At 67.8% G+C, this 23,426-nt stretch carries 19 protein-coding genes; 15 read left to right on the top strand and 4 right to left on the bottom strand.

The window, feature by feature from the left end; genetic code table 11:
* The first annotated feature begins 108 nt into the window (after positions 1-108).
* The 4 genes from AC1RJ5_RS17260 to AC1RJ5_RS17245 all read left to right on the top strand — a co-directional run bounded on the left by AC1RJ5_RS17260 (position 109) and on the right by AC1RJ5_RS17245 (position 7,188).
* On the top strand, positions 109-2,277 hold the full coding sequence (locus AC1RJ5_RS17260) for a primosomal protein N' (protein WP_269572884.1): 2,169 nt from the start codon (positions 109-111) through the stop codon (positions 2,275-2,277).
* A 73-nt stretch (positions 2,278-2,350) separates the two neighbouring features.
* The gene (locus AC1RJ5_RS17255) at positions 2,351-3,871 is read left to right on the top strand and encodes a hypothetical protein (protein WP_493114572.1); all 1,521 of its coding nucleotides are present in this window, start codon (positions 2,351-2,353) and stop codon (positions 3,869-3,871) included.
* A 115-nt stretch (positions 3,872-3,986) separates the two neighbouring features.
* Positions 3,987-5,531 carry a hypothetical protein gene (locus AC1RJ5_RS17250; RefSeq protein WP_269572886.1) on the top strand — a complete coding sequence of 515 codons (1,545 nt, stop codon included), beginning with the start codon at positions 3,987-3,989 and terminating at the stop codon, positions 5,529-5,531.
* 109 nt (positions 5,532-5,640) lie between these two features.
* Positions 5,641-7,188 carry a S1C family serine protease gene (locus tag AC1RJ5_RS17245; RefSeq protein WP_269572887.1) on the top strand — a complete coding sequence of 516 codons (1,548 nt, stop codon included), beginning with the start codon at positions 5,641-5,643 and terminating at the stop codon, positions 7,186-7,188.
* A 107-nt stretch (positions 7,189-7,295) separates the two neighbouring features.
* Here AC1RJ5_RS17245 and AC1RJ5_RS17240 read toward each other — a convergent pair whose 3' ends face one another.
* Positions 7,296-7,763: a DUF1203 domain-containing protein gene (locus AC1RJ5_RS17240; protein ID WP_493114569.1), complete on the bottom strand. Its 468-nt coding sequence runs from the start codon at positions 7,761-7,763 to the stop codon at positions 7,296-7,298.
* A complete protein-coding gene (gene ada, locus AC1RJ5_RS17235; RefSeq protein WP_269572889.1) occupies positions 7,760-8,797 on the bottom strand; it encodes a bifunctional DNA-binding transcriptional regulator/O6-methylguanine-DNA methyltransferase Ada in 1,038 nt (345 codons plus the stop codon). The genes AC1RJ5_RS17240 and ada overlap by 4 nt, the downstream gene beginning before the upstream one ends.
* A gap of 288 nt (positions 8,798-9,085) precedes the next feature.
* Between ada and AC1RJ5_RS17230 the strand changes: the two genes are divergently transcribed.
* Together AC1RJ5_RS17230 and AC1RJ5_RS17225 are read left to right on the top strand one after the other, a co-directional pair.
* Positions 9,086-10,336: an MFS transporter gene (locus AC1RJ5_RS17230; protein ID WP_269572890.1), complete on the top strand. Its 1,251-nt coding sequence runs from the start codon at positions 9,086-9,088 to the stop codon at positions 10,334-10,336.
* On the top strand, positions 10,333-11,955 hold the full coding sequence (locus AC1RJ5_RS17225) for a glycoside hydrolase family 43 protein (RefSeq protein WP_493114566.1): 1,623 nt from the start codon (positions 10,333-10,335) through the stop codon (positions 11,953-11,955). Before AC1RJ5_RS17230 ends, AC1RJ5_RS17225 begins: the two co-directional genes overlap by 4 nt.
* Here AC1RJ5_RS17225 and AC1RJ5_RS17220 read toward each other — a convergent pair.
* Positions 11,927-12,361, bottom strand: coding sequence for a PilZ domain-containing protein (locus AC1RJ5_RS17220; protein ID WP_269572892.1), 435 nt, complete (start codon positions 12,359-12,361; stop codon positions 11,927-11,929). The two genes, AC1RJ5_RS17225 and AC1RJ5_RS17220, sit on opposite strands and share 29 nt — an antisense overlap.
* 174 nt (positions 12,362-12,535) lie before the next feature.
* Here AC1RJ5_RS17220 and AC1RJ5_RS17215 point away from each other — a divergent pair, with 174 nt between their 5' ends.
* Positions 12,536-14,032 carry a hypothetical protein gene (locus AC1RJ5_RS17215; protein WP_493114564.1) on the top strand — a complete coding sequence of 499 codons (1,497 nt, stop codon included), beginning with the start codon at positions 12,536-12,538 and terminating at the stop codon, positions 14,030-14,032.
* 259 nt (positions 14,033-14,291) lie between these two features.
* On the top strand, positions 14,292-15,818 hold the full coding sequence (locus tag AC1RJ5_RS17210) for a DEAD/DEAH box helicase (RefSeq protein ID WP_493114562.1): 1,527 nt from the start codon (positions 14,292-14,294) through the stop codon (positions 15,816-15,818).
* A gap of 104 nt (positions 15,819-15,922) precedes the next feature.
* Here AC1RJ5_RS17210 and AC1RJ5_RS17205 read toward each other — a convergent pair whose 3' ends face one another.
* Positions 15,923-16,837 carry a hypothetical protein gene (locus AC1RJ5_RS17205; RefSeq protein WP_342251001.1) on the bottom strand — a complete coding sequence of 305 codons (915 nt, stop codon included), beginning with the start codon at positions 16,835-16,837 and terminating at the stop codon, positions 15,923-15,925.
* Positions 16,838-17,105: 268 nt separating this feature from the next.
* Between AC1RJ5_RS17205 and AC1RJ5_RS17200 the strand changes: the two genes are divergently transcribed.
* The 7 genes from AC1RJ5_RS17200 to AC1RJ5_RS17170 all read left to right on the top strand — a co-directional run bounded on the left by AC1RJ5_RS17200 (position 17,106) and on the right by AC1RJ5_RS17170 (position 23,264).
* Positions 17,106-17,660 (top strand): F0F1 ATP synthase subunit delta, encoded by a 555-nt coding sequence (locus AC1RJ5_RS17200; protein ID WP_269572896.1) that lies wholly within the window; start codon positions 17,106-17,108, stop codon positions 17,658-17,660.
* 11 nt (positions 17,661-17,671) lie between these two features.
* Positions 17,672-19,201: a F0F1 ATP synthase subunit alpha gene (atpA, locus tag AC1RJ5_RS17195; protein ID WP_342251002.1), complete on the top strand. Its 1,530-nt coding sequence runs from the start codon at positions 17,672-17,674 to the stop codon at positions 19,199-19,201.
* A 10-nt stretch (positions 19,202-19,211) separates the two neighbouring features.
* Positions 19,212-19,832, top strand: coding sequence for a LysE family translocator (locus tag AC1RJ5_RS17190; RefSeq protein ID WP_342251003.1), 621 nt, complete (start codon positions 19,212-19,214; stop codon positions 19,830-19,832).
* The gene (locus AC1RJ5_RS17185; RefSeq protein WP_342251004.1) at positions 19,833-20,714 is read left to right on the top strand and encodes a F0F1 ATP synthase subunit gamma; all 882 of its coding nucleotides are present in this window, start codon (positions 19,833-19,835) and stop codon (positions 20,712-20,714) included.
* Positions 20,714-21,352, top strand: coding sequence for a hypothetical protein (locus AC1RJ5_RS17180; protein ID WP_342251005.1), 639 nt, complete (start codon positions 20,714-20,716; stop codon positions 21,350-21,352). Before AC1RJ5_RS17185 ends, AC1RJ5_RS17180 begins: the two co-directional genes overlap by 1 nt.
* A 1-nt stretch (position 21,353) precedes the next feature.
* Positions 21,354-22,880: a F0F1 ATP synthase subunit beta gene (gene atpD / locus AC1RJ5_RS17175; RefSeq protein WP_269572899.1), complete on the top strand. Its 1,527-nt coding sequence runs from the start codon at positions 21,354-21,356 to the stop codon at positions 22,878-22,880.
* Between the two features lie 129 nt (positions 22,881-23,009).
* Positions 23,010-23,264, top strand: coding sequence for an ATP synthase F1 subunit epsilon (locus tag AC1RJ5_RS17170; RefSeq protein ID WP_116840035.1), 255 nt, complete (start codon positions 23,010-23,012; stop codon positions 23,262-23,264).
* Positions 23,265-23,426: the final 162 nt, after the last annotated feature.

Here is a 23,426-nt window from a genome sequence, read left to right as displayed (position 1 = left end):
GCCCCTGGCTCTGGATCCCCGCCTGCGCGGGGATGACGAAAAGAGGAACGAGCAAGAACGCGATACGGGGATTCCGTTTCGCGCGCAAAACCCCATATGAGGGGCCGCATGTCGCGCGCCCGCGTTCTCGTCCTCCATCCCGCGCTTGGCCCCCTCGACTATCGCGTGCCTGCCGGCATGCAGGTCGCGCCGGGGTCGATCGTCGTCGTGCCGATCGGACCCCGCCAATATGCCGGCGTGGTCTGGGAAGCCGAGCGGCTGCCGACCGAGGAGATCGGCGACAACCGGCTGCGCAACATCATGGCCGTGGCCGACGCGCCGCCGATCCCCGCGCCGGTGCGCCGGCTCGTCGAGTGGACCGCGGACTATTATCTGAGCCCGCCCTCGGCCGTGCTGGCGATGGCGCTGCGCACCTCCGCAGCCTTCGAAAGCGCGCCGACGATCACCGAATATCGCGCGACGGGCGAGATTCCGGACCGGCTGACCCCGCAGCGCGCGCAGGCGCTGGAGCGGATCGGCGAGCGCCAGGGGCTGGTCAAGGAATTGGCGCTGGTCGCCGATGTGTCCGACGCGGTGATCCGGGGCCTTGTGAAGGTCGGAGCGATCGAGTCAGTCGTCGTGGACACCGACACGCCCTATCCGATGCCGGACCCGAGCTTCGCGCCGCCCGAGCTCAATCCGCTCCAGGCCGATGCCGCATCGATCCTGCGCCAGGCGGTGGGCGCGGAGAGCTTCCAGCCGTTCCTGCTCGACGGGGTGACCGGATCGGGCAAGACCGAAGTCTATTTCGAAGCGGTCGCCGCCGCGATCGCCGCCGGCAAGCAGACGCTGGTGCTGCTGCCCGAGATCGCACTGACCGAGCCGTTCCTCACCCGCTTCGAGAAGCGCTTCGGCTGCGATCCGGTCGCCTGGCATTCGGGCCTGCGCACCTCGCAGCGCCGCCGCGCCTGGCGGGCGATCGCGAGCGGCGAGGCGATGGTGACGGTGGGCGCGCGCTCGGCGCTGTTCCTGCCCTATCCGAACCTGGGCCTGATCGTGGTCGACGAAGCGCACGAGACCAGCTTCAAGCAGGAGGACGGGGTCCATTACCACGCGCGCGACGTGGCGGTGATGCGCGGCCGGTTCGAGGAATGCCCGGTGATCCTCGCCTCCGCCACCCCGGCGATCGAGACGCGGCACCAGGTCGAGCTCGGCCGCTATGAGGAATTGAAGCTGCCCGGCCGCTACGGGCTGGCGGAGATGCCCGAGATCGTCCCCATCGACCTGATCCAGGAACCGCCCGAGCGCGGCCGCTGGATCGCACCGCCGCTGGTCAAGGCGATCGACGAGACGCTGGCCAAAGGCGAGCAGTCGCTGCTGTTCCTCAACCGGCGCGGCTATGCGCCGCTGACCTTGTGCCGGCATTGCGGCCACCGCTTCCAATGCCCGAACTGCACGGCGTGGATGGTCGAGCACCGGCTGCTGCGGCGCCTGTCCTGCCATCACTGCGGCCACACCATCCCCGCACCCGAGATCTGCCCGGAGTGCAAGAGCGAGGACACGCTCGTCGCCTGCGGCCCGGGCGTCGAGCGGATCGCCGACGAAGTGGCGGCGCTGTGGCCGGAGGCGCGCACCGCGATCGTCACCTCGGACACGCTGTGGTCGCCGGCCAAGGCCGCCGAGTTCGTTGCCCGTATGGAGCATGGCGCGATCGACATCGTCGTCGGCACCCAGCTGGTCACCAAGGGCTATCACTTCCCCAACCTCACCCTGGTCGGCGTGATCGACGCCGATCTGGGCCTCGACGGCGGTGACCTGCGCGCCTCCGAACGCACCTTCCAGCAGATCATGCAGGTGGCCGGCCGCGCCGGGCGCGGCGAGAAGCCGGGCACCGTCTATATCCAGACCCACGCACCCGACGCGCCGGTAATGCAGGCTTTGGTATCGGGGGATGCCGAGAGCTTCTATGCGGCGGAGACCGAAGCGCGGCGAGACGCCGATGCCCCGCCCTTCGGCCGCTACGCCGCGATCATCGTCAGCTCGGAGGATCGCGCGGCCGCCGAGGAGACCGCCCGGATGATCGGCCGTACGGCGCCCGAGATCGGCGAGGACATGCACGTCTATGGCCCCGCTCCCGCCCCGCTGGCGATGCTGCGCGGGCGCCACCGCTACCGGCTGCTCGTCCATGCCCGGCGCAGCTTCGACGTGCAGCAGGTGCTGCGCGACTGGCTGGGCAGCCTGAGCTGGAGCCAGAAGGTGCGCGTGGCGGTGGATGTGGATCCCTATAGTTTCGTCTGAATCGGTCGGTTTTCCGCTATCGGGCGCCTGCCCCGCCGGTTAGCATCGCGATGGAATCGGGGGGATTTCCATCATGTTGCGTGTGCTTCTCGCGCTAGTGCTGCTTGCCATGCCCGCGGTCGCGCGAGCCGACTGGTATGAGGCGAGCACACCGCATTTCGTCGTTTATGCCGAGGGCAATCCCGACAGGCTGGAGGCCTTCGCCACGCGACTGGAACGGCTGGATCGCGCGATCCGGCTGATGGTGGGCCAGAAGGATACGGAGATCGCCCGGGCCAGCCGCGTCACCGTGTTCATGGTCGATGACGTGGCGACGGTGGAGAAACTCTCCCGGTCCGGGCTTGCCGGCTTCTTCAGCGCCCGGGCCAGCGGATCCTTCGCGGTCGTCACCCAGGAACGCGCCGGAAGCGGCGACCTGGCGCTCAAGCCGATGCAGGTGCTGCTCCATGAATATGGGCATCATCTGATGTGGAGCCTCGATCCGGACACGGCCTATCCAGGGTGGCTGATCGAGGGCTTTGCCGAGTTCAACGCCACTGCCCGTTTCGGCAAGGACGGATCGGTGACGCTCGGCGAGCCACCGCTCTATCGCGGCATCGCGATCCTGGGCGAGACCATGCCGATCGAGAAGCTGCTCACCGCCGACGCCAGGTCGCTGAGCGAGGAGGAGATGAGCGCTTTCTACGGGCGCGCCTGGCTGCTCACCCATTATCTGCGGATCGGCGCGCAGCAGCGCAGCACCCAGCTCGGCGCCTATATCGCCGCACTCAAGAGCGGCAAGCCGTCGCTCGAGGCGGCCAGGGCTGCGTTCGGCGACCTGAAGCGGCTCGATGGTGAGCTGGACGTCTACAAGAAACGGCACCTGCCGATCTCGACCATCCCGGGTGATCGGCTGGCGATCGGTCCGGTGGCGGTGCGCAAGCTTCCCGCCGGCGCCTCCGCGATCATGGACGTGCGGATCCGTTCCCGGGTGGCCGTGACTGCCGCGAACGCTGCCGACATCTATGCCGATGCCCGGCGCGCCGCCGCGCCCTGGCCCAACGATGCCGATGCGCAGCTGGTGCTGGCCGGCGCCGCGCTCGACGCAAGCGACTATGCCGGCGCCGTGGCCGCGGCGGACAGGGCGCTGGCGGCCGACCCGAAGCTGCTGCGCGCGCTGACTTTCAAGGCGACCGCGCGAATGGTCGCTGCCCGCAAGGCCGGCGATACCCGCCCGGAAACCTGGAACGGCGTGCGCAGCCTTCTGTCCTCCGCCAATCGCCTCGATCCGCGCGATCCGCTCCCGCTCTGGCTCTATTACCGCAGCTTCGCCGAACAGGGCGCCGCGCCGCCGGAGATCGCGAAGGACGGACTCGCGACGGCCTTCCAGCTCGCACCCTATGACAAGGGCCTGCGCTTCGACACCGCTGCGATGTACCTTCAGGAGCGCAATGGCAAAGCGGCGCGGACCTTGCTCGCCCCCCTCGCCTATGACCCGCATGGCCGCGCTACGGCGAAGATCGCCACTGCCCTGATCGCGAAGATCGATGCGGGCGACATCGAGGGTGCAATCGAGATGCTGGAGAAACCGGCGGACGAAAAGAGCGGGAAATGACGGCCGACAATTGGGCGAATGCCCCCTGAGGAAGACCGGCACGAACGACGGATCGTGCCGCCTTGCCGAGCCGCCAAGTCATTCCTAAGCTTCCGAGTTGTTGGGGGACAAGATCATGTTCAAACGCCTGTTCATCACTGCCACGCTTCTGCTGGCACCATCGCTCGCGCATGCCGATTGGTATGAGGCGAGCTCGAAGCATTTCGTCGTCTATTCGGAAGAAAACCCGGAGAAGCTCAAAGCCTATACCGAGAAGCTGGAGCGGTTCGACCAGACGCTTCGCTTTCTGACCGGCACGCCGGACAAGCCGCTGAGCCCGATGATGCGGGTGCACGTGTTCGTCGTCGCCAATGTCGGCGAGATCCAGCGCCTGTACGGCGGCAGCGGTCCGGCCGGCTTCTTCGATGCGCGTGCCACCGGGCCGGTGGCATTCGTGCCGAGGGACGATGGCGGCAATTCGCTGAACGCGCAGACGATCCTGCAGCACGAATATGGCCACAGCTTCATGTTCTCGAGCTGGCCGAGCGTGGTCTTCCCGAAATGGTTCGTCGAGGGCTTCGCCGAGTTCGTCGGCACCGCCTTCTACCGCGGGGGTGACGATACGCTGGTGATCGGCAAGGCGCCCGAATATCGCGCCTATGGCATCAGCCGCACTGCGCAGATGCCGGCCGAGCGGCTGCTCAAGCTCGATCCCAAGGACAAGGAGATGGACACCCAGACGCTCTATGGGCGCGGCTGGCTGCTCACCCATTATTCCGTCCTCGGCGGCCATGCCAAGGAACTGGGCGCCTATATCCAGGCGCTCAACGAGGGCAAGTCGGTGGAGGAGGCGAACAAGGCGTTCGGCAGCCTGGGCCAGCTCGACGCCAAGCTCAACGCCTATGGCGCACGCGGCGCGCTGCCGACCATCGCGGTGCCGGCCGGCAAGGTCCAGGTGGGCGAAGTCACGATGCGCAGGCTGAGCGCGGGCGAGGCCGCGACGATGAAGGCGCGGATCTATTCCACCCGCGGCGTCAACGAGGAGCGCGCCAAGATGGTGGTCGAATGGGCACGCCAGGCGGCGGCCCCCTATGCCAACGACCCGGGCGCGCAGAACGAACTGGCCGAAGCCGAGTTCGACGCGAAGAATTATGTCGCGGCGGAAGCAGCAGCGGATCGCGCGCTCGCGGCCGATCCGAACTCGATCCATGCGCTGCTCTACAAGGGCATGGCCCAGCAGGCGATCGCCAAGGACGCCAAGGTGACCGATGCGGCGCGCTGGAAGGCGATCCGCGGCTGGTTCATCAAGGCCAACAAGCTCGACCCCACCTATCCGCAGCCGCTGGTGCTCTTCTACCAGAGCTACGAGGCGGCAGGGCAGCCGGTGCCCAAGATGGCGCAGGACGGGCTGGTCGGCGCCTATACCTATGCACCGTTCGACGACGGGCTGCGCTTCGAGGTGGGCAAGGTGCTGCTCGAGCAGGGCAACATCCCCGGCGCCAAGATCGCGTTCGAGAAGATCGCCTATGGCCCGCACCAGAGCGGCGAGAATGTCTCCCTGAAGGTGCTGGAAGCGCTCGACAAGGACGGCAAGGAGGCCGCGCTCAAGGTGATCGCGGATGCCGAGGCCAAGGCCAAGAAGGCCGAGGAAGACGCCAAGAACAAGAAGAAGGCGGGATGATGCCCGCGGTGGCGCGGTCCGGGGGTACGGACCGCGCCGCCTCCCGCTTGAACCCGCGCCGCTTTTGCCCGAAAGCTGCCGGCCAGAAACAAAGGGTTCGGGTTCGATGATGCGTCGGTTGCTTCTGGTCGTGGCGCTGCTCTTCGCATGGGCGGGGCCCGCGCATGCCGACGACATCTCCGCCTCGGCGCGCGGCGTGGTGCGCATCGTCACCATCGCGGTGGTCGATGACGAGGTGGTCGGCTTCGGCCATGGCAGCGGCTTCGCGGTGGCGCCTAACAGGGTGGTCACCAACGCACATGTCGTCGAGCTTGCCTCGCGCTATCCCGACAATGTCGTGATCGGCGTCGTCCCGTCCGAGGGCGACAAGTCCTACCAGGGCAAGGTGATCAAGATCGACCAGGCGCGCGACCTGGCGCTGATCGAGTTCACCGGCGTGCGCCTGCCGCCGCTCACCCTGTTCACCGGCAAGATCGCCGATGGCGACGCGCTGGTTGCGCTCGGCTATCCGGGCAATGTCGATGTCGCCACCGCGCGTTCGGCCGCCGACTTCATCAAGCCGCAATCGCCGGTGCGCTCGCAGGGCGGATTCGCGGGACTGCGCCAGTTGAGCGGCGTGAGCGTGCTGCTCCACACCGCCAGCATCGCGCGCGGCAATTCGGGCGGTCCGCTGCTCGACCGCTGCGGCCGCGTGCTCGGCGTCAATTCGGCGATCACGCATAATGACGAAGGCGATTCGACCTTTGCCTTCGCCATCGCGGACAGCGAGCTTGCCGCGTTCCTGGCGGAGGCGAAGCAGCCGGTAGCGACCATCGAAATGCCCTGCACCTCGGTCGAGGAGCAGATGGCGCAGGAGCGCAGCGCCGACGACAAGGCGCGGCTGGCAGCCGACGAGACCTCGCGCGCCGATGCCGCCCGGGCCGAGGCGGAACGGGACGATGCGATCGCGCGGGCACGCAACCGCGCCGAGACCACGCGCGAGAACTACATGGCCGGCGCCGCGGTGCTGCTCGTCCTCGGCGCGCTTGCCGTGGGCGGCGCCGGATTGCTGCTCTCGCGCGAGCGCAAGCGCGAGGCGATCTGGGTCGCGGCGGGCGGCGGCGTGCTGATGCTGGGCGCGGTGGCGCTGTTCCTCAGCCGGCCGGGCTTCGACGAAGCGTCGGTAGTGCCGGTGCCCAAGGCGGCGGCAGCGGCGGGCGCGGCGACCGCGGCGGCGCAAGGCAAGCTGGTCTGCACCCTGGTGCCCGAACGCAGCCGGGTGATCGTCTCTGCCACCGACAATGTCGATCTCGATGTCGGCAAGGACGGCTGCATCAACAGCCGCACCCAATATGCCGAGGCCGGCACGCACTGGCAGCGCATCCTGGTACCGGACCAGGAAGCCAATGTCTCGGTGCTCGACTTCGATCCCGCCACGGGCACCTATACCAATACCCGCTACCTGCTCTCCTCCGAGCAGATGAAGCAGGCGCGGGCGCTGCGTAAGGGCGTGCCGCTGAAGGAATGCTCGTCCGACCAGGCCAAGCGCGCCGAGCTGGCGACGCAGCAGCAGAACATCCGCACCGCGCTGCCGGCGGTCTACAACGAGAAGCTGGTATACAAGTGCGCGGCTTCGGGCGGGGCCCCGGCCGCAGCGGCGACGCCGGCGGCGAAGTAACTTCCGGCACCCCGGCCTTGCGCCGGGATCCCGCTTCTTCCTCCACGAGACAAATGCAGCGGGACCCCTGCGCAAGGCCGGGGTGCCGAGGGAATGGGCCTACTGGATCAGGCCCGATCCACCCGCGCGGCGAAGCAGCCGCGCTTTGCATTGTGGACATGCAGATAATCGACCGCCGGATCGGCGAACATCCGCGCGATCAGCGGCTCGAGCGCATTGCCCTCGACCACATCGGCATCGGTCATCATCCCCGCGCCGTCGAACGCGCGGACCGAGAGCAGGCGGATCGCCAACGGCTCGGGTATCCGGTTCTCGAACCGGGTCGGCACCTCGGCGCCTTCGCGCACGAAGATCGCATGCGCGCTGCGATAGGGTGAGGCGACGGGCAGATGCGCGTGGTTGACCAGCAGCACGGTCTCGCCCGGATCGACATCGACCAGCTCGACCCGGCACGGCGCATCGGGCTTCATCTCGACCGTGAAGCGTACCACCTGCTCGGCGGCAAGCGCCTCGTCCGTCATGCTGTACAGCCGGCGGAAGGGCGCAGGGTCGATCCCCTGGATCACGTAGTTCATTCGTCGCCTCCCTCGCGCCGGAGCAGCGCGCGCTTGCGATCGACGCCGTACGCATAGCCGCCCATGCTGCCGTCCGAGCGCAGCGCGCGGTGGCAGGGGATGATCACCGGCACGTGATTGGCGCCGCAGGCGGTGCCCGCCGCGCGCACCGCGCCCGGGCTGCCGGCCGCCGCCGCGAGCTGGGCATAGCTGCGCGTCTCGCCCGGCGGGATCGCCCGCAGCGCCTGCCACACCGCTTCCTGGAAAGCGGTGCCCTGCACGTCGAGCGGCAGGTCGGTATCGCGCCCGGGGCTCTCGACCTCGGCAACCACCCGCGCGGCTAATGCGGAGAGCGCGGCGCCGCCCTGGACGATCTCCGCCGCCGGGAAGCGCGTCGCGAGATCGAGCGCATTCTCCTCGAACGCGACCCGGCACAGCCCCTTGTCGGTCGCCGCGATCAGCAGCGGCCCCAGGCTGGTCTCGGCGAGCGCCCAGCGGATCGTCACGCCGGCACCACCGCGCTTCCACACGCTGGGGCTCATGCCCAGCCGGGCATTGGCGGTCTCGTAGAAGCGGCTCGGCGCCGAATAGCCGGCCTCGTAGATCGCCTCGGTGACGCTGCCTTCGTCCAGTGCCGCCGCCGCCCGCTTCGCCTTGAGGCCGCGGGCATAGGCAGCCGGGGTCACGCCGGTGGCGCGCTTGAACAGCCGGTGGAAATGATGCGGCGCATAGCCGACCGCCGTCGCGATCGCGTCGAGCGAGACATTCTCCTCGGCCGCTTCGATCAGCGCGACGGCACGCGCCACCGCCACCCGGTCGCGCCCCACCTCATCGGGCTTGCAGCGCAGGCAAGCGCGATAGCCGGCCGCCCGCGCTGCCTCGGCATCGTCGAAGAACTCGACATGCTCGCGCTTGGGCCGCCGCGCCGGGCAGGTCGGCTTGCAATAGATGCGGGTGGTGGTGACCGCGACGATCAGCCGCCCCTCGAATGCGCGGTCGCGCGCTTCGAAGGCGGCCCAGGCCGCGTCTTCGGGAAGGGAGAGAGAGTGGGGCATGGGAGTGATATAGGCTTCTATCCCCTGCCCCACATCCCGGCGTTTGCGGTCAAAGCTAAACCGCAAGCTCCCCTCCCTTGAAGGGAGGGGTCGGGGGTGGGTATTTGCGTGCGATACGGTGCGGTCAGGCGGTCGGCCACAGTATCGCCATGCCTCCACCCCCCCAGCCCCTCCCTTCCAGGAAAGAGAGCAAGAATAACTCATACAATAAGCCTCTTGCCCTGCCCGGCCAAACCCGCCACCGTTAGCGCTAACGGGCGCAACCCCAACGCCCGCATGGGAGAGGCCATGTCCTTCTGGCGACGCACGCGCGCCCTGCGCTGGTGGATCATCGCGATCGTGATGCTGGGCACGATCGTGAACTATCTCACCCGGTCGACCCTCGCGGTCGCGGCGCCCGTGTTCATGCCCGATCTCGGCATCGACGAGCATCAGTACAGCTGGATCACCGCCGCCTTTCAGGCTGGCGTCATGCTCCAGCCGGTGGTCGGCTATATCCTCGACACCATCGGGCTGCGCACCGGCCTCGCCATCTTCGCGAGCTGCTGGGGGCTGCTCACCATGGCGCACGGCCTCGCCTTCAACTGGCAGATGCTGTTCGGGCTGCGCGGCGCGCTGGGCTTTGCCGAGGGCACTTCGCACACCGGCGGGCTCAAGGTCGTCTCGGAATGGTTTCCGGCGAAGGAGCGTGGCCTTGCCGGCGGCGTCTACAATCTCGGCGCCTCGGCCGGATCCGCGCTCGCCGCACCCCTGGTCGCCTGGTCGATCTGGATGTGGAACTGGCGCGCGGCCTTTGTCGTCGCCGGCGCGATGGCGCTGCTCTGGGTGCTGTTGTGGCTGCGCTTCTACCGCAGTCCCGCCGAGCATCCCGACATCAGCGAAGAGGAGCGCGCCCATATCCTCGCCGGCCAGGAAGCCCATATCCAGGCTGCCGGCGCACGCCCCTCGATCGGATCGATCCTGCGCCAGCGCAACTTCTGGGGCATCGCCATCCCGCGTTTCCTGGCGGATCCGACCTGGGGCACGCTCACCTTCTGGCTGCCGCTCTATCTGGTGAAGATCCGCCATTTCGACCTGGCCGAGATCGCGCTCAGCGCCTTCCTGCCCTTTGTCGCCGCCGATCTCGGCTGCCTGTTCGGCCCCACTTTGGTGCTGTGGCTTCAGCGCCGAGGGATCAACCTGATCGACGCACGCCGCTGGACCTTCACGCTGGGCGCGGTGCTGATGACCGGCATGATGTTCGTCGGCTTTGTCGAGAATGCCTGGGCGGCGGTCGCGCTGCTCTGCCTCGGCGGCTTCGCGCACCAGACCCTATCGGTCACCGTCATCACCATGGCCAGCGACCTGTTCCGTCGCGACGAGCTCGGCACCGTGGCGGGCATGGCGGGCACCTGCGCCAATGCCTCGATCCTGATCTTCTCGCTGCTGATGGGCAGCCTCGTCGCCTCGATCGGCTATAACCCCTTCTTCATCGCGCTCGGCCTGCTCGACCTGATCGCCGCCGCCGTGCTCTGGACGCTCGTACGAAAGCCCGCATGACCCGCAATCCCATCCTGCCCGGCTTCAATCCCGATCCCTCGATCGTCCGCGTCGGCGAGGATTACTACATCGCCACGTCCACCTTCGAGTGGTTCCCCGGCGTGCAGATCCACCACAGCCGCGACCTCGCCAACTGGACTTTGGTCGCCCGGCCGCTCAACCGCGCGAGCCAGCTCGACATGCGCGGCGATCCGGACAGCTGCGGCGTGTGGGCGCCCTGCCTCTCCCACGATGGCGCGCGCTTTCACCTGATCTACACCGATGTGAAACGCTATGGCCGCACCACGGTCGGCGGCGCATCGGGCGCGTCCCTGCGCGACTTTCACAATTACCTCGTCACCTGCGAGACCATCGACGGCGACTGGTCCGATCCGATCCATCTGAACAGCAGCGGCTTCGACCCCTCGCTCTTCCATGATGAGAATGGGCGGAAGTGGCTGCTCAACATGCTGTGGGACCACCGCCCGGGCCGCAACCGCTTCGCCGGGATCGTCGCGCAGGAATATTCGCCGGCCAAGCAGCGCCTGATCGGCGAGCGGGTCAACATCTTCCCCGGCACGCAGCTCGGCCTCACCGAGGCACCGCATCTCTACCAGCGCGACGGCTGGTATTATCTGCTGACCGCGGAGGGCGGCACCGGCTGGAACCATGCCGTGACCATGGCGCGCTCGCGCAGCCTCACCGGCCCGTACGAGCTGCACCCCGACACTTACATCCTGAGCAGCCGCACCCGCCCCGATGCACCGCTCCAGCGCGCCGGCCATGCCGATCTGGTCGAGACGCCCGAGGGCGAACCCTGGCTGGTCTATCTCTGCGGCCGGCCGCTCCCCAATCGCGGGCGCTGCGTGCTGGGCCGCGAGACCGCGATCCAGCCGATGCGCTGGGCCGAGGATGGCTGGCTCTACACCACCGGCGATCCCGGCATGCCGATGCTCGAAGTGCCCGGCCCCGAAGGCAGAGCACCAGTCGATTTCCGCGACGATTTCGACAGCACGGCTCTGCCGATCGACTTCCAGTGGCTGCGCACGCCCGAGCCCGGGACGATCTTCAGCCTCGCCGCCCGGCCCGGCCATCTTCGGCTATATGGCCGCGAGACGATCGGCAGCCTGTTCACCCAGGCGCTGGTCGCGCGGCGGCAACAGGCCTTTTGCTATTCGGCAAGCTGCACGCTCGATTATGCCCCGCGCCATTTCCAGCAGGCCGCCGGGCTGGTCGCCTGGTACAATGCGTCCAAATTCCACTACCTCCATGTCAGCCGGGACGAGGAAGTCGGCCGCCATATCCGGGTGATGTCGGCGCTGCCCGATTCACCCCAGGCCGACGCGTTCACCGCACCCATCGCGATCCCGGAGGGCCCGATCGAGCTGCGCGTCGAAGTCGATTGCGAACGGCTGCGCTTCGCCTGGCGCGTGCACGGCGACGCGTGGAACTGGCTCCCGGAACAGTTCGACGCCTCGATCCTCTCGGACGAAGCGAGCGCGCCGGGTCAGCCCAATTTCACCGGGGCCTTTGTCGGCATGGCATGCCAGGACCTGTCCGGCGCGGGGCTCCACGCGGACTTCGACTGGTTCAGCTATCGGGAGCGGGAGTTCAGTCCTCGCGGACCGGACGGCGCATAAGCCGGCGCAGCGGCGGGATCGTCGGCTTCGTGCCCGGCTTGCCGGTGCCGAAGCGCGCGGCGAGCGCAGCCGATAGATCGGCCAGGATATGCTCCTGCCCGCGGAACGCATGCGCAATCTCTTCCTCGGTCAGCGCCTTCATGAACGCGCAGCCATAGGTGTTGCCCGAGCGGCGCACGATCTTGGCGGCGCGGGATCCGGCACCCGACAGGCCGAGCGAGACGAGCGTACCCACCGGCAGGTCAAGCTCGGAGCCGAAGCGGAAGCCCGTGCGCGAGAAATCCTCGACCTGCACGTCGATCGGCGCGCCATCGGGGGTGCGCAGGGTCGAGGGCGAATCCGCATCGAAACGGATCGCGCCGCGGCGGTCGATATCTCCGAGGATCTCAAGCTTGGCGACGAGCAATTTGGGGCTCCATGGTTGGCGCCCCGAGCCTAGCCGGAGAGGCGTTAACGAGAGCTTTGCGGATCCGGCGATCCGGGCTAATTCCACCGCCACAGGGATGTTTCTGCGTCGAAACACGATCGTTACAACTGAAACGGTGAGTTAATGACGCAAGACACCTATTGGGCGCGGGCCATGTCCGCATCCCTCCCCCTGCTCCGCCTCCGGCGCCCGGCTTCGCGCAGCGCGCCTTTCCTCTTCCCTCTTGCCCTGGCCGCCTGTGGCGGCAGCGCCGGCGCACCCGGGCCCGCACCCACGCCAACCGCGACCCCCAGCCCGGCGCCCACGCCAACACCCAGCCCTACGCCAACCTCCACCCCGATCCCGCAGCCGCCCCGGGGGCCGCTCGCCGAGCGCATCACCGCCGCGCGCGCCGAGATGCAGGCGGACACCTGCTTCCAGGGCGGCGTCACCACCGGGTGCAGCTTCACCGACCAGCCCTATCGCCCGGGAGACTTCGCCATGGACCCGAATAGCAACGAGGCCGTGCTGGTCGTCGACGACTTCCCGCGCCTGCCCGGCGCGGCGATCCGCTTCCGCAAGCGGATCAAGAACTATTACCGGTTCGGCACTGCCGGCGCGCTGGCCAACGCCACCTCGACCTGGCGCGTGCCGACTTCGCTGTGGAAGGCACTCGATCGCTTCGCCTATCCGGAATATGACCCCACCGAGCAACTGCGCGCCGTCGCCGAGATGGCCTATCGCATGTATCCGGGACTCAACCTCGACAATACCGGGCATGGCGCCACCGTCTTCCGCCTGATCGCCGACACCAATCCGGCCCAGCCGCTGGTGCTGCTCGACAAGATCGACCTGGTCGATGTCGCCCGAGCCGATTATTGCGACATCTCGGGCAGTGCCGCGGTGCAGACGCGCCTCACCGCCGCCGCGCAGACCACCGCGGACAATCTCGTTGCGATGATGCGCGCCAACAATGTCCGCTACGTCAATTACAGCGCGGGCCACAGCTACGAGGTGATCCGCGACAGCTGGACCACCGATTGCGGCACCGCCGCGCCTGGTGAAGCGGTGCTGCGCGACAAGCTGGCCGCCTATGCCCCCATCTACGCCGCGCTGTTCAGCACGCCCGGCGTGATGACCGCCCATGCGGCGGTGGAGAATGACGGGCTCGTCAACGCGCCCTATGACCAGAAGATCGCGCAATATTACAACCGCCTGCGCGCGGGCTATTTCGCCGTGCTCGATTCCAACCTCGACGAGGTCGGGCGCGGCGGTATCGGCGGCTTCCCGATCTGGCCGGCGCGGGCCGATGCGGACGTGTTCCTCAACACCGGCGTCGAGCCCCAGCGCCCCTTCCAGTGGAATACCACCCCGCTGCTCCAGCTGGACGGCTTCGGCCTGGCGCTGGAGCCGATCACCACGCCCACCACCTCCTGGGTCACCCCGTTGCTGCTCGCCCGGCTGATCAACATCCGCTTCGGCACTTTCCCCACCCGAAGCTTCGACGATGCGCTGATCGCCGACATCTTCGACAAGGTGACCCCGACGAGCTGCCCGACCCAGATGAACGGTCGCTGCGCCTATCAGGATCCCGCGCTCCACGGCCAGCTCGAGGCGGTCCGCCTCGGCTATCGCCCCCGCGAATATCCGGGACCGGTGATCGGGAACTGACCCTTCCGATCACCCGGCACGGGCGGCGTGCCCCGACGCCGTCCGTGCCACTTCCTTGACGGAAACCGATTTCATCGCCATATGCGCCGCCAACGAGGCGTTATGGCAGCGTGATCGGGCATGCGGGGAAACCCCAAGGGCCCAGGCTCCGTCTCGATTGTTTCCACGGCTTCCCTAGTCACGCGGGTCGTCATTTTTGACCCCGCCTTCGCACCTGGAGTCCGTCCGGCGTGCGCCGGCCGTATGCACAGGATATTCAATGCAGTTCAATGAACTCGGTCTCTCGGAGACCGTTCTCGCCGCGCTTGCCGCCAAGGGCTATAGCGAGGCGACGCCGATCCAGGCCAAGTCGATCCCGTCGCTGCTCGAAGGGCGCGACCTGCTCGGCATCGCCCAGACCGGCACCGGCAAGACCGCCGCTTTCATGCTTCCCTCGATCGACCGTCTGGTCGCCAGCGGCAAGCGCGCCCAGCCGCGCGGCTGCCGCATGCTCGTGCTCGCCCCCACCCGCGAGCTCGCCAGCCAGATCGCCGACCAGGCCCGCCATTATTCGAAGGGCACGCGACTGAGCGTCGCCACCATCTTCGGCGGCACTTCGATCCACAAGAACAAGACCGACCTCGCCAAGGGCGTCGACATCCTTGTCGCCACCCCGGGCCGCCTCGTCGACCTGATGGACCAGTGCTACGCGATCCTGATGGGCCTCGAGATCTTCGTGCTCGACGAAGCCGACCAGATGATGGACCTCGGCTTCATCCACGCGCTCAAGCGCATCGTCCGCGAGCTGCCCGCCAAGCGCCAGTCGCTGTTCTTCTCGGCGACCATGCCGAAGACGATCCGCGAGCTCGCCGGCCAGTTCATCAAGGAACCGGTCGAAGTGAAGGTCACCCCCGAGGCGACCACCGCCGAGCGCGTCGACCAGAGCGTGACCTTTGTCCAGCAGGCAGAGAAGCAGGCGCTGCTCACCATGATGCTGCGCGATACCGAGATCGATCGCGCGCTGGTGTTCACCCGCACCAAGCACGGCGCCGACCGCGTCGTCCGTCTGCTCGCGGGCAACGGCATCGCCGCCAACGCGATCCATGGCAACAAGAGCCAGCCGCAGCGCGAACGCGCGCTCGGCGAGTTCCGCGCCGGCAAGGTGAAGATCCTGGTCGCCACCGACATCGCCGCGCGCGGCATCGACGTGTCGGGCGTCAGCCACGTCTTCAACTTCGAGCTGCCGAACGTGGCGGACCAGTATGTCCACCGCATCGGCCGCACCGCGCGCGCCGGCAATGACGGCGAGGCGATCAGCTTCTGCGCCGATGACGAGCGCCCCTATCTGCGCGACATCGAGCGGCTGATCCGCCAGAAGCTCAGCGTCGTGCCGCTGCCCGAGGGCTTCGTCGCCGCCGCCGAGAAGATCAAGACCAGCCGCGTCAATGTCGCGCCCAGCCGCGACGAGCAGAATGGCCGCAACGGTCGCGCGATGCAGCGCGACGGTCGCCGTCCGGGTGGCCCGCCGCAGCGCGGTCGCCCCGGTGGCCAGCGTGACGATCGCGCACGTAGCGACCAGCCGCGCCGCGACGGCCATGCCCCGCGTCCGGAAGCCGCCGGCGCCGCCGCAGGCGAGCCTCGTCCGCGCCGCTTCGACGCGCAGCCGCAGGGCGAGCAGCCCCGCAACTATGCCCGTCCCAAGCGCAAGTGGCAGCCCCGCCCGACCGGTAGCGGCGGCGGCCAGCGCCAGGGTAGCCAGGGCGGCGGTGGCCGTCAGGGCGGCCAGGGTAGCAATCGCGGGCGCTGATCCCGTCAGCCTGCCACAAAACACACAGGAAAGGCCGGGCCGCAACGCCTGGCCTTTTCTTTTGGCTCCGGCTTTCGCCGGCGAATGACTAGCATCGATACGTCCTAGCGCCGCCGCGCCCGGATCGCCGCGTCTTCCTTGCCCGCGATCAGCCGCATCGCCCGGTCGGCACCGACGCCGCCTTCGGCCGCACCAGCCCGCTGGGCCGCATGGTAGAGCTGCAGCGCGCGCGGATAGTCGCCCGCCTGCTCGGCGCACAGCCCGCGATTGAAGGTGAGCGAGGGATTGCCCGGCAGCTCGCCGGCCATCGCCTCCCAGCCGTCGCACGCCCCGCGCACGTCGCGCTTGGTGAGCTTCACCAGGTCCTTGAACCGCTTCGCCTGATCCTTGCTCATCCCCTTGTCGCTCTCGCGCACCCGGATGTCATAGGTCGAAATGGTCGGCGCGATATCCTCGCGCACCGCATAGCCCAGGTTGCGCACGCCGTCGGCGATCACGTCCTCCACCGGCGCCGGGCGGTCGTTCTTGCCCTCGCACCAGCTGCTTTCCTGGCTGAACGGCTTGGTAGCCGAATAGACGATCCGGCCGTCGCGGTTGCGCACGATGCGCAGGTCGGCCTTCAGGCTGACGATCCGGCGGCGGCAGCGCAGCTCGACCTCTTCCTCGCGGATGCACTTCTTCTGGTCGGCGCTGTCCTTCTCGACGCAGCGCTTCTCGCGCCGCTTGAAGGGCTGCTCGTCCACACCGGTGGTGATGCCGCCGGTCAGCGAGCCCTCGGCATTGCCCTGGCCGGTATAGCCGCCCATCAGGTCGAAATGCGTGCCCGACAGGCCCTGCTCGATCGCGCGCGCCAGCGCCGAACCGTCCTGGCCGCCGATCCGGTCGATCGAAAGCGAGCGCAGCAGGCTGGCCTCGCGGCTAGGCGCGGCGAACTCGCCGGTGATCTTCAGCACTTCGGCATGCGCGATGCCCGCGACGAGAGCGGCGAGCACGACGCCGCCAAGAATCCGCTTGTTCATTTCCCCAACCCTTCCCCCAAAAGGATGATGGGGTCATCGTTTACCATATGAAACGATTCGGTCCACGCGCGCTTTTGCCGCCGGTGGGAGAGTCTTCCACGAGAGCGAATCGGACTCGGGTTGCATCCCCGTGACACCGATGCTAACCGCGCCGCGACCCATAGGGGGCCGTATGGGGTTGCCACCGGAGTAATACTTTGGTGGAGCCGGAAATCGGCCCCCAATTCATATGGGCAGTAACCCGAACCTCCGAGAGGAACCGAAACGCGTGGAGAATTCCGCCGGTATCCAGGCAAGCCTAAGCGGACGCTACGCTACCGCCCTGTTCGAGCTCGCGCGTGATTCGAAGGCCCTGGCCAAGGTCGAGGACAGCCTCGCCACCGTCGCCAAGGCACTTGCCGAATCGGCCGACTTCAAGGCGCTGACCGCCAGCCCGCTGATCTCGCGCGGCGATGCCGCCAGGGCGGTTGCCGCCGTCGCCAAGAGCCTGAAGCTCGACGGCACCACCGCGAACTTCCTGGGCGTGCTCGCCGAGAATCGTCGCCTGGGCCAGCTCCCGGCGATCATCCGCGCGTTCCGTCAGCTCGCAGCCGCGCATCGCGGCGAGACGACCGCGCTGGTCACCTCCGCCCATCCGCTTTCCGCCGATCAGGTCGACGCGCTCAAGCAGCAGCTGCGCACCCGCATCGGCCGGGAAGTGGCCGTCGACCTTTCGGTCGATCCCTCGCTCCTTGGCGGGCTGGTCGTGAAGATCGGCAGCCAGATGATCGATAGCTCGATCAAGACCCGACTGAACTCCCTCGCGCACGCGATGAAAGGCTGAAGGCTAAGACAATGGATATCCGCGCCGCAGAAATCTCGAAGGTCATCAAGGACCAGATCGCCAATTTCGGCACCGAGGCCCAGGTTTCGGAAACCGGCCAGGTGCTCAGCGTCGGTGACGGCATCGCGCGCATCCACGGTCTGGACAATGTCCAGGCCGGCGAGATGGTCGAGTTCGCCAATGGCGTGCAGGGCATGGCGCTCAACCTCGAAGCCGACAATGTCGGCGTCGTGATCTTCGGCTCGGACGCCGAAATCCGCGAGGGCGACACCGTCAAGCGCACCGGCACCATCGTGGACGTTCCCGTCGGCAAGGGCCTGCTCGGCCGCGTCGTCGATGGCCTCGGCAACCCGATCGACGGCAAGGGCCCGATCGTCGCCGAGAAGCGCAGCCGCGTCGAAGTGAAGGCGCCGGGCATCATCCCGCGCAAGTCGGTGCACGAGCCGGTGCAGACCGGCCTCAAGGCGATCGACGCGCTCGTGCCCGTCGGCCGTGGCCAGCGCGAGCTGATCATCGGCGACCGTCAGACCGGCAAGTCGGCCGTCGCGATCGACACCTTCATCAACCAGAAGACCGTCAACGCCGGCACCGACGAGAGCAAGAAGCTCTACTGCGTGTACGTCGCCGTCGGCCAGAAGCGCTCGACCGTCGCGCAGCTGGTGCGCACGCTCGAAGAGAATGGCGCGATGGAATATTCCATCGTCGTCGCCGCGACCGCTTCGGACCCCGCGCCGCTGCAGTTCCTCGCGCCGTACACCGGCACCGCGATGGGCGAGTATTTCCGTGACAACGGCATGCACGCGCTGATCGTGTTCGACGATCTGTCGAAGCAGGCCGTCGCCTATCGCCAGATGTCGCTGCTGCTCCGCCGTCCGCCGGGCCGCGAAGCTTATCCGGGCGACGTGTTCTATCTTCACAGCCGCCTGCTCGAGCGCGCTGCCAAGCTCAATGACGCCAATGGCAACGGCTCGCTCACCGCGCTGCCGATCATCGAGACCCAGGCGGGCGACGTGTCGGCCTATATTCCGACCAACGTGATCTCGATCACCGACGGCCAGATCTTCCTCGAGACCGACCTGTTCTTCGCGGGCATCCGCCCGGCGATCAACGTGGGTCTGTCGGTGTCGCGCGTCGGTTCGTCGGCGCAGACCAAGGCGATGAAGAAGGTCGCCGGCTCGATCAAGCTCGAGCTCGCCCAGTATCGCGAAATGGCTGCGTTCGCGCAGTTCGGCTCGGACCTCGACGCCTCGACCCAGAAGCTGCTCAACCGCGGCGCGCGCCTGACCGAGCTGCTCAAGCAGCCGCAGTTCTCGCCGCTGCCGTTCGAGGAGCAGACCGCGTCGATCTACGCCGGCACCCAGGGCTTCCTGGATGCCGTCGCGGTGCAGGACGTGGTGCGCTACGAAGCGGCGATGCTCGCCGACCTTCGCGCGAACCATGCCGATGTCCTTACCACGATCCGCGACACCAAGGATCTGGGCGACGAAGTGAAGGCGAAGCTGAAGGCCGCGCTCGAAGCGTTCGCCAAGACCTTCGCCTGATCCGCAGTCGATGGCCGACCACTCCCTCCTCGCGTGGACGCTGCTGAGCGTCGGCCTTGTGCTGACGCCCGGCCCGGACACGATGCTCGTCGCGGGTCACGCGGCGCGCGGAGGCGTGCGGGCGGGTCTGGCAGCAGTGTCCGGGGTTGCCCTGGGCGGGCTGTGGTACATGGCGCTGTGCGGCTTCGGCTTCCTCGCCGTGCTCACGGTCTTCCCGGCGCTGTTCACGGTGGTGAAGACCGCCGGTGCGATCTACCTCGCCTGGCTCGGCTACAAGCTGATCCGCGGCGCGGTGCGCTCGGCACCGGCCGCCACCACTGCGGCGCCGGCGCTTGGCAAGCCCTTCTGGCAGGGCCTGCTCACCACCGCGCTCAACCCCAAGGTCGCCTTGTTCTTCCTCGCGATCCTGCCGCAGTTCGTCGGCACCGGTCCGGAGGCGCCGCTCAAGGGCGCGCTGCTGATCGCGGTGCCCTATGTGCTCGGCGCCTTCTGGCTCGCCGGTGTAGCATTCGTCGCTGCCCGCGCGGGCCGTGCCGCCAAGCAGAGCAGCGCGATGCGCTGGATCGAAGGCGTTCTCGGCGTCGCATTTGTTGGTCTCGCGGGCCGTCTGGCCCTTGCTCGGAATACCTAAATGGCAAGCCTCAAGGCACTCAAGATCCGGATCAACTCGGTCAAGTCGACCCAGAAGATCACCAAGGCGATGAAGATGGTCGCCGCCGCCAAGCTGCGCCGCGCGCAGGAAGCGGCCGAGGCCGGGCGCCCCTATGCCCAGCGTCTCGAAGGCGTCGTCGCCAGCCTCGCCTCGAAGGTGACGCTGAGCGAGAGCTCGCCCAAGCTGCTCGCCGGCACCGGCAAGGATGACGTTCACCTGCTCGTCGTCGCCACCAGCGACAAGGGCCTGGCCGGCGCGTTCAACACCAACATCGCCCGCCTCGCCCGCCGTCATGCCGAAAGCCTGATGGCGCAGGGCAAGACGGTGAAGATCTACACGATCGGCCGCAAGGGCCGCGCGCCGCTCAACCGCCTGTTCCCGAAGCACATCGTGCATTCGGTCGAGCCGGGCGATCTCGGCAAGCTGACCTTCGCCGATGCGCGCGCCTTCGCCAACGACATCATCGCCCGCTACGAGGCCGGTGAGTTCGACGTGGCGACGCTCTTCTATTCGAACTTCAAGTCGGTGCTTACCCAGGAGCCGACCGCGCAGCAGATCGTGCCGGTCGCGATCCCGCAGGGCGAGGCCCAGGCCGTGTCGAGCGGCGCCGCCGTCACCTATGAGCCGGATGAGGAATCGATCCTCGCCGACCTGCTGCCGCGCAACGTCGCGATCCAGCTTTACCGCGCGATCCGCGAGAACGCCGCGTCGGAGCAGGGTTCGAAGATGACCGCGATGGACAACGCCACGCGCAACGCCGGCGACCTGATCAAGCGCCTGAACACCCAGTATAACCGCCAGCGCCAGGCTGCGATCACCACCGAGCTGGTCGAGATCATCTCGGGCGCCGAAGCCCTCTGATGCGCTTCGCGGCTCCCTTCCTGCTGATCGTGGCTGCGGCCCCGCTCGCGGGCTGCGGGGCTGCGCATGATCCGGCGCTCAACGAGCAGCAGGCGGCTGCCGCGCAGAACCGCGCGCCCGACCGTGACAAGGTGATGGCCGATCGCTGGAGCGGCATCTTCACCAATCCGGCCGCCGTGGTCGCCGCCGCCAACGATTTCGGCTTCAAGGCCGAAGGCTATAGGGCATCGGGCAAGGGCTATGCCGCCACCGGCAAGGTCACCTGGCCCGAAAAGCCCAACGGCATCGCCGTCGAGAGTGTCTTCGAGGCGACCGGCCCCGCGGCCGACAGGATCGAGACCGTCCGCTTCACCTTCGACGTGAAGCATGACGCGAAGCCCGGGGAGCGCGCCCGCGATTCCTATGGCTATGTCCGCCGCATCGTCCTCGGCTTCCTGTCGCGCTTCGAAGTCGGCCCGGGCGACACGATCAACGGCGCGCTCCAGCGCCGCGAATCGGCGAAGGACGTCCAGCACGGCGTCTCGATCGTCGTCGATGCCAACCCGATCAGCGGCGGCAACGCCAAGGATCGCCACATCACCGTGACTTTCACCCGCGTCGGGGCTAGTGCCCCCGCCAATCAGACCCAAGGAAAGTAAGATGGCCACCGCAGCCCCGACCGCAGAGAAGCCCGCGCGCAAGCCGCGCGCCGCGAAGCCCAAGGCCGACGCTCCGGCCACTGCGCCGACGACGACCAACAATGTTGGCCGCATCAGCCAGGTGATCGGCGCCGTCGTCGACGTCGCCTTCGAAGGCGAGCTGCCGGCGATCCTCTCGGCGCTCGAGACCGACAACAACGGCAACAAGCTCGTCCTCGAGGTTGCGCAGCACCTCGGCGAGAACACCGTCCGCACGATCGCCATGGACGCGACCGAGGGCCTGACCCGCGGCCAGACCGTGACCGACACCGGCGCGCAGATCTCCGTGCCCGTCGGCCCGGCGACGCTCGGCCGCATCCTCAACGTCGTCGGCGAGCCGATCGACGAGCGCGGCCCGGTCGCCACCGACCTGCGTGCGCCGATCCACGCCGAGGCCCCGCTGTTCGTCGACCAGTCGACCGAGAGCGCGATCCTCGTCACCGGCATCAAGGTCATCGACCTGCTCGCGCCGTACGCGAAGGGCGGCAAGATCGGCCTGTTCGGCGGCGCCGGCGTGGGCAAGACCGTGCTCATCCAGGAGCTGATCAACAACATCGCCAAGGGCCATGGCGGCACCTCGGTGTTCGCCGGCGTGGGCGAGCGTACCCGTGAGGGCAACGATCTCTATCACGAGTTCCTCGACGCGAACGTGATCGCCAAGGATGCCGACGGCAACGCCATCAGCGAAGGTTCGAAGGTCGCCCTGGTTTATGGCCAGATGAACGAGCCGCCGGGCGCCCGCGCCCGCGTCGCGCTCTCGGGCCTGACGATCGCCGAATATTTCCGCGACGTCGAAGGCCAGGACGTGCTGTTCTTCGTCGATAACATCTTCCGCTTCACCCAGGCGGGCGCCGAAGTGTCGGCACTGCTCGGCCGTATTCCTTCGGCCGTGGGCTACCAGCCGACCCTGTCGACCGACATGGGCGCGCTGCAGGAGCGCATCACCTCGACCAACAAGGGCTCGATCACTTCGGTGCAGGCAGTGTACGTTCCCGCGGACGATCTTACCGATCCGGCCCCGGCAACCTCGTTCGCCCACCTCGACGCGACGACCGTGCTCAACCGCGCGATCTCGGAGCTCGGCATCTATCCGGCGGTGGATCCGCTGGACTCGACCAGCCGCGTTCTCGAGCCGCGCGTCGTCGGCCAGGAGCATTACGAGACCGCCCGTGCGGTCCAGTCGATCCTGCAGAAGTACAAGTCGCTGCAGGACATCATCGCCATCCTCGGCATGGACGAGCTGAGCGAAGAAGATAAGCTGACCGTCTCGCGCGCCCGCAAGATCCAGCGCTTCCTCTCGCAGCCCTTCCACGTCGCCGAAGTGTTCACCGGCATCCCCGGCGCCTTCGTGCAGATCGAGGACACGATCCGCTCGTTCAAGGCGGTGGTGAACGGCGAGTATGACCACCTGCCGGAAGCAGCCTTCTACATGGTCGGTGGCATCGACGACGCCATCGCCAAGGGCAAGAAGCTGGCCGAAGAGGCGTAAGCCAAATCTAGCCCCTCCCCCTCGGGGGAGGGGTTGGGGTGGGGCCTGTCCGCGGGCTCCGGTCTCGGTGAGACTCCTGCCCCACCCCCGACCTCTCCCCTGAAGGGGAGGGGCTTTGAGAGAAAAGCAATGTCCCTGCACTTCGAACTCGTGACCCCCGAAAAGCTCCTCCGCTCGGAGGAAGTGCACATGGTCGTCGTCCCCGGCACCGAGGGCGATTTCGGCGTGCTCGAAGGCCATGCCCCGCTGATGTCGACCATCCGCGACGGCAATCTCGAGATCTACAAGGCCGGCGCGACCACGCCGGAGACGATCCGCATCGAAGGCGGGTTCGCCGAAGTGAACGAGAAGGGCCTGACGGTCCTCGCCGAAAAGGCCGGCTAAGGCCGCCCCGAAACTCGCCCGCCCGAATGGGCAGGGCTGGACGAGGCCGGGCGCAATGCCCGGCCTTTTCTGTTTTCGGTATCCGCCGTGAATCAGAATCCCGGATGCTGCCTTCGCCGCCCGATGTGCCCCGGCGCCCCCTGTCCATCGCCCTTCCCCTCC

The sequence above is a fragment of the Sphingomonas sp. GW822-FHT03G08 genome, from assembly GCF_058801135.1.
The sequence above is the reverse complement of the archived record's forward strand: the minus strand, read 5'-3'. Positions and strand labels throughout refer to the sequence as shown.

What these genes read in the sequence shown, in the direction of transcription:
- AC1RJ5_RS17260 (WP_269572884.1), top strand. Translation starts at nt 109, where the DNA reads ATGTCGCGCGCCCGCGTTCTCGTCCTCCATCCCGCGCTTGGCCCCCTC.
- AC1RJ5_RS17255 (WP_493114572.1), top strand. Translation starts at nt 2,351, where the DNA reads ATGTTGCGTGTGCTTCTCGCGCTAGTGCTGCTTGCCATGCCCGCGGTC.
- AC1RJ5_RS17250 (WP_269572886.1), top strand. Translation starts at nt 3,987, where the DNA reads ATGTTCAAACGCCTGTTCATCACTGCCACGCTTCTGCTGGCACCATCG.
- AC1RJ5_RS17245 (WP_269572887.1), top strand. Translation starts at nt 5,641, where the DNA reads ATGCGTCGGTTGCTTCTGGTCGTGGCGCTGCTCTTCGCATGGGCGGGG.
- AC1RJ5_RS17240 (WP_493114569.1), bottom strand. Translation starts at nt 7,763, where the DNA reads ATGAACTACGTGATCCAGGGGATCGACCCTGCGCCCTTCCGCCGGCTG.
- ada (WP_269572889.1), bottom strand. Translation starts at nt 8,797, where the DNA reads ATGCCCCACTCTCTCTCCCTTCCCGAAGACGCGGCCTGGGCCGCCTTC.
- AC1RJ5_RS17230 (WP_269572890.1), top strand. Translation starts at nt 9,086, where the DNA reads ATGTCCTTCTGGCGACGCACGCGCGCCCTGCGCTGGTGGATCATCGCG.
- AC1RJ5_RS17225 (WP_493114566.1), top strand. Translation starts at nt 10,333, where the DNA reads ATGACCCGCAATCCCATCCTGCCCGGCTTCAATCCCGATCCCTCGATC.
- AC1RJ5_RS17215 (WP_493114564.1), top strand. Translation starts at nt 12,536, where the DNA reads ATGTCCGCATCCCTCCCCCTGCTCCGCCTCCGGCGCCCGGCTTCGCGC.
- AC1RJ5_RS17210 (WP_493114562.1), top strand. Translation starts at nt 14,292, where the DNA reads ATGCAGTTCAATGAACTCGGTCTCTCGGAGACCGTTCTCGCCGCGCTT.
- AC1RJ5_RS17205 (WP_342251001.1), bottom strand. Translation starts at nt 16,837, where the DNA reads ATGAACAAGCGGATTCTTGGCGGCGTCGTGCTCGCCGCTCTCGTCGCG.
- atpA (WP_342251002.1), top strand. Translation starts at nt 17,672, where the DNA reads ATGGATATCCGCGCCGCAGAAATCTCGAAGGTCATCAAGGACCAGATC.
- AC1RJ5_RS17190 (WP_342251003.1), top strand. Translation starts at nt 19,212, where the DNA reads ATGGCCGACCACTCCCTCCTCGCGTGGACGCTGCTGAGCGTCGGCCTT.
- AC1RJ5_RS17185 (WP_342251004.1), top strand. Translation starts at nt 19,833, where the DNA reads ATGGCAAGCCTCAAGGCACTCAAGATCCGGATCAACTCGGTCAAGTCG.
- AC1RJ5_RS17180 (WP_342251005.1), top strand. Translation starts at nt 20,714, where the DNA reads ATGCGCTTCGCGGCTCCCTTCCTGCTGATCGTGGCTGCGGCCCCGCTC.
- atpD (WP_269572899.1), top strand. Translation starts at nt 21,354, where the DNA reads ATGGCCACCGCAGCCCCGACCGCAGAGAAGCCCGCGCGCAAGCCGCGC.
- AC1RJ5_RS17170 (WP_116840035.1), top strand. Translation starts at nt 23,010, where the DNA reads ATGTCCCTGCACTTCGAACTCGTGACCCCCGAAAAGCTCCTCCGCTCG.